This window comes from Nitratidesulfovibrio liaohensis (assembly GCF_011682075.1).
Taxonomy (GTDB): Bacteria; Desulfobacterota; Desulfovibrionia; order Desulfovibrionales; family Desulfovibrionaceae; genus Cupidesulfovibrio; species Cupidesulfovibrio liaohensis.
On sequence record NZ_VSMK01000349.1, the window covers coordinates 1 to 2,958 of the forward strand.

General features: G+C 66.7%; 3 protein-coding genes. All 3 read left to right on the top strand.

Annotated elements, in window-relative coordinates; translation table 11 throughout:
* The first annotated feature begins 102 nt into the window (after positions 1 to 102).
* The 3 genes from FVW27_RS12005 to FVW27_RS12015 all read left to right on the top strand — a co-directional run bounded on the left by FVW27_RS12005 (position 103) and on the right by FVW27_RS12015 (position 2,698).
* Complete coding sequence (locus tag FVW27_RS12005) at positions 103 to 792, top strand: ABC transporter permease subunit (protein WP_167125448.1); 690 nt, start codon at positions 103 to 105, stop codon at positions 790 to 792.
* A 4-nt stretch (positions 793 to 796) separates the two neighbouring features.
* On the top strand, positions 797 to 1,657 hold the full coding sequence (locus tag FVW27_RS12010) for a 50S ribosomal protein L11 methyltransferase (protein WP_167125450.1): 861 nt from the start codon (positions 797 to 799) through the stop codon (positions 1,655 to 1,657).
* A gap of 369 nt (positions 1,658 to 2,026) precedes the next feature.
* Positions 2,027 to 2,698 (top strand): endonuclease III domain-containing protein, encoded by a 672-nt coding sequence (locus tag FVW27_RS12015; protein ID WP_167125452.1) that lies wholly within the window; start codon positions 2,027 to 2,029, stop codon positions 2,696 to 2,698.
* The last annotated feature ends 260 nt before the right edge of the window (positions 2,699 to 2,958 follow it).

Sequence of the window (2,958 nt, forward strand, 5' to 3'; positions counted from 1 at the left end):
CCCGGCGGCCCGGCCTTTTCGCGCGGCGGCGCCGCGTGCCCCCGGATACCGCCGGGCAGCGCGCCGCCCATGTTTCAGAATCAGTCGCAAGGAGCAACCGGCGTGCAGTGGGACGTCGTCTGGAGAAATTTCGATTACCTGCTCGTGGGCTCGTGGCCGCAGGGGCCGCTGGGCGGTCTTGCCATGAGCGTGGTGCTGGCCATCGGCGGCATTTTCGGCGCGTTCTGGCTGGGCCTTGGCTTTGGCCTGCTGCGCCTGTCCGACCGCTGGTGGCTGCGCCTGCCCGCCATCATCTATGTAGAGATCATCCGTGGCATTCCGCTGCTGATGCTCATCTTCTGGTTCTATTTCCTTGCGCCCATCGTGCTCGGCCATACCCTGCCCGAGGCGGAAAGCGCCCTCGTGGCCTTCATCGTGTTCACCGGGGCCTACATCGCCGAAATCGTGCGCGCCGGGGTGATTGCGCTGCCCCACGGCCAGATGGAGGCCGCGCGCGGCACCGGGCTTTCCAAGACCCAGGCCATGGTCTATGTCATCCTGCCGCAGGCCCTGCGCAACATGATTCCCTCGTTCGTGAACCAGTTCGTCAGCTTGACCAAGGATACCTCGCTCGCCTACATCATCGGCGTTTCCGAACTTACCCGCACGGCCACCCAGATCAACAACCGCGAGCTGACCGCTCCGGCAGAACTCTTCTTCACCATCGCCGTGCTGTACTTCATCGTCTGCTGGACCCTGACCGCCGCAAGTCGGCGCATGGAACGGCAGATGGCCCGATACCAGGCAAGGTAACCACGTGTCCGACCTTATCCGCATCAGCATCGTCATTGCCGCCGACTGCCCCGAAGACCTCGAAACCGTCGACGCCGTCCTGGCTCTTGCCGTGCCCTTCGGCTGGGAAGAGGAAAGCCTGCCCGACGGTTCCGTGCGCCTGCGCGTGCACACCGACAACCCCGCCTTCTGCGAACAATTGCTGGCCACCCTGCGCGCCGAACTGCCCCGCGCCGAGGTGACCCGCGATTCCGTGCCCGATACCGACTGGACACTGGCCTGGCGCGACTTCTTCACGCCCGTGCCCTGCGGCACCCACTTCATGGTCATCGCCCCGTGGATGATCGACACCATAGACCTTGAAGGCCGCACCCCCATCGTTATCGAGCCCAAGACCGCCTTCGGCACAGGCCACCATCCCACCACCGCCCTGTGTCTCGGCGCCGTTTCCGAACTGGCTGCCTCCGGTCGGCTGCGGCCAGGCCTGCGCTTTCTCGACCTCGGCACCGGCTCCGGCATCCTCGCCATCGGCTGCGCCAAGCTGGGCCTGACCGGCGTGGCCACCGACATCGACATGCTGGCCGTGGAAAACGCCGAGGAAAACCGCGTCATCAACGCCGTGGCCCCCGCCATCGACGTGCGCCTCGGCAGCACCGAAGCCGCCCAGGGTGAACGCTACGACGTGCTGCTCGCCAACATCCTCGCCCAGCCCCTGAAAGACCTCGCCCCCGATATTCTCGGCCTGCTGGCCCCCGGCGGGTGCCTCGTCCTCTCCGGCCTGCTCGCCGTACAGGCCGACGGCGTGGAAGCCGCCTACACCAGCCTCGGCATGCCCCCCGCACGCCGCCGCGTGGAAGGCGAATGGGCCGCCCTGATCTGGGAGTAGGGAAGAAGAGTTACGAAATTACGGAAGTACCGGGGAGGGGATCTTTTGCGGCAGCCGTTAGATGAGCGCGAAGCGCGAGTCTTACGGATGGCGACCGCAACGCGTAAAAAGGTCTCCCTCCCCGGACCCCTCCCCCCAAAACTTTTTGGTTGGGGTGTATTTTCAGCGCCGCTATGTGCAACGCACCATGCGGCGTTTTTGTTTGATCCACAATTCAAGGGGTGCAGGGGACAACGTCCCCTGCCCGCCGGAGGCGTAAAAAAGACACGGCCTGTTGCCGGAGGCTGAAAAAACGTGCAGCCTTGGTAGCACAGCCCCGTGCTGCGCCATCGGTTGCGGGGCATGCGCGATGAGGCTAGGGTGCGGCCCATGCGAGGAAAACGGGAACGCCTGTTGCGCGAGATGTACGCGGCCATGTATGCCCGGCTGGGCCCCAGCGGCTGGTGGCCGGGCGAGACGCCGCTGGAAATCTGCGTGGGCGCGGTATTGACCCAGAACACCGCGTGGACCAACGTGGAAAAAGCCATCCTGCGCCTGCGGGGCGCGGGCGCGCTGGCCAGCGGCCAGACATTGCTGTCCCTGCCCGAGGCGGACCTGTCCGAGCTGATCCGCCCGGCGGGGTTCTTTCGGCTGAAGGCGGTGCGGCTGCGCAACCTGCTGCGCTTTCTGGATGATACCTGCGGCTTCGACTTCGGCGTGCTGGCCGGGCAGGACCTGGACGACCTGCGCCCCCGCCTGCTCAAGGTGTCGGGCATCGGGCCGGAAACGGCCGATTCCGTGCTGCTGTACGCCGTGGGGTTGCCCACCTTCGTGGTGGATGCCTACACCCGGCGCATCCTGCACCGGCACGCCATGGTGCCGGAAGACATCCCCTACCACGACCTGCGCGACGTGTTCATGGACGTGCTGGAACCGGACGTGCCCCTGTACAACGAATACCACGCCCTCATCGTGCGAGTGGCCAAGGATTGGTGCCGCGCGCGCACGCCGCGTTGCGCCGACTGCCCTCTGTGTCCTTTTCTCGACGGCGGGGTGGCCTGAGCCATGCGCCCGTTCCAGCATCCGTTCTTGCCGTTTCGGACGGCTGCCGCCGGGGCAGGGCAGGCTGCCGGACGGAACAGCGGACGTCCGTGCGCGGCGGCGTGCTGTCTGCTATGCCTTGCGCTAGCGCTGGCCGGGTGGCTGGCCGTGCGGCCGGAGCCGCTGCTGGCGGCCACCTCTGGCTCCATCGGCAAGGCGGGACCGATCAGGCCCGCTCCGGATGACGATGACGGCGACGATGCCCCCGCCCCGTCCGGCCC

Bases quoted from the DNA above. Each gene is read 5' to 3' on its own strand.
- FVW27_RS12015 (WP_167125452.1), top strand. From the start codon at position 2,027: ATGCGAGGAAAACGGGAACGCCTGTTGCGCGAGATGTACGCGGCCATG.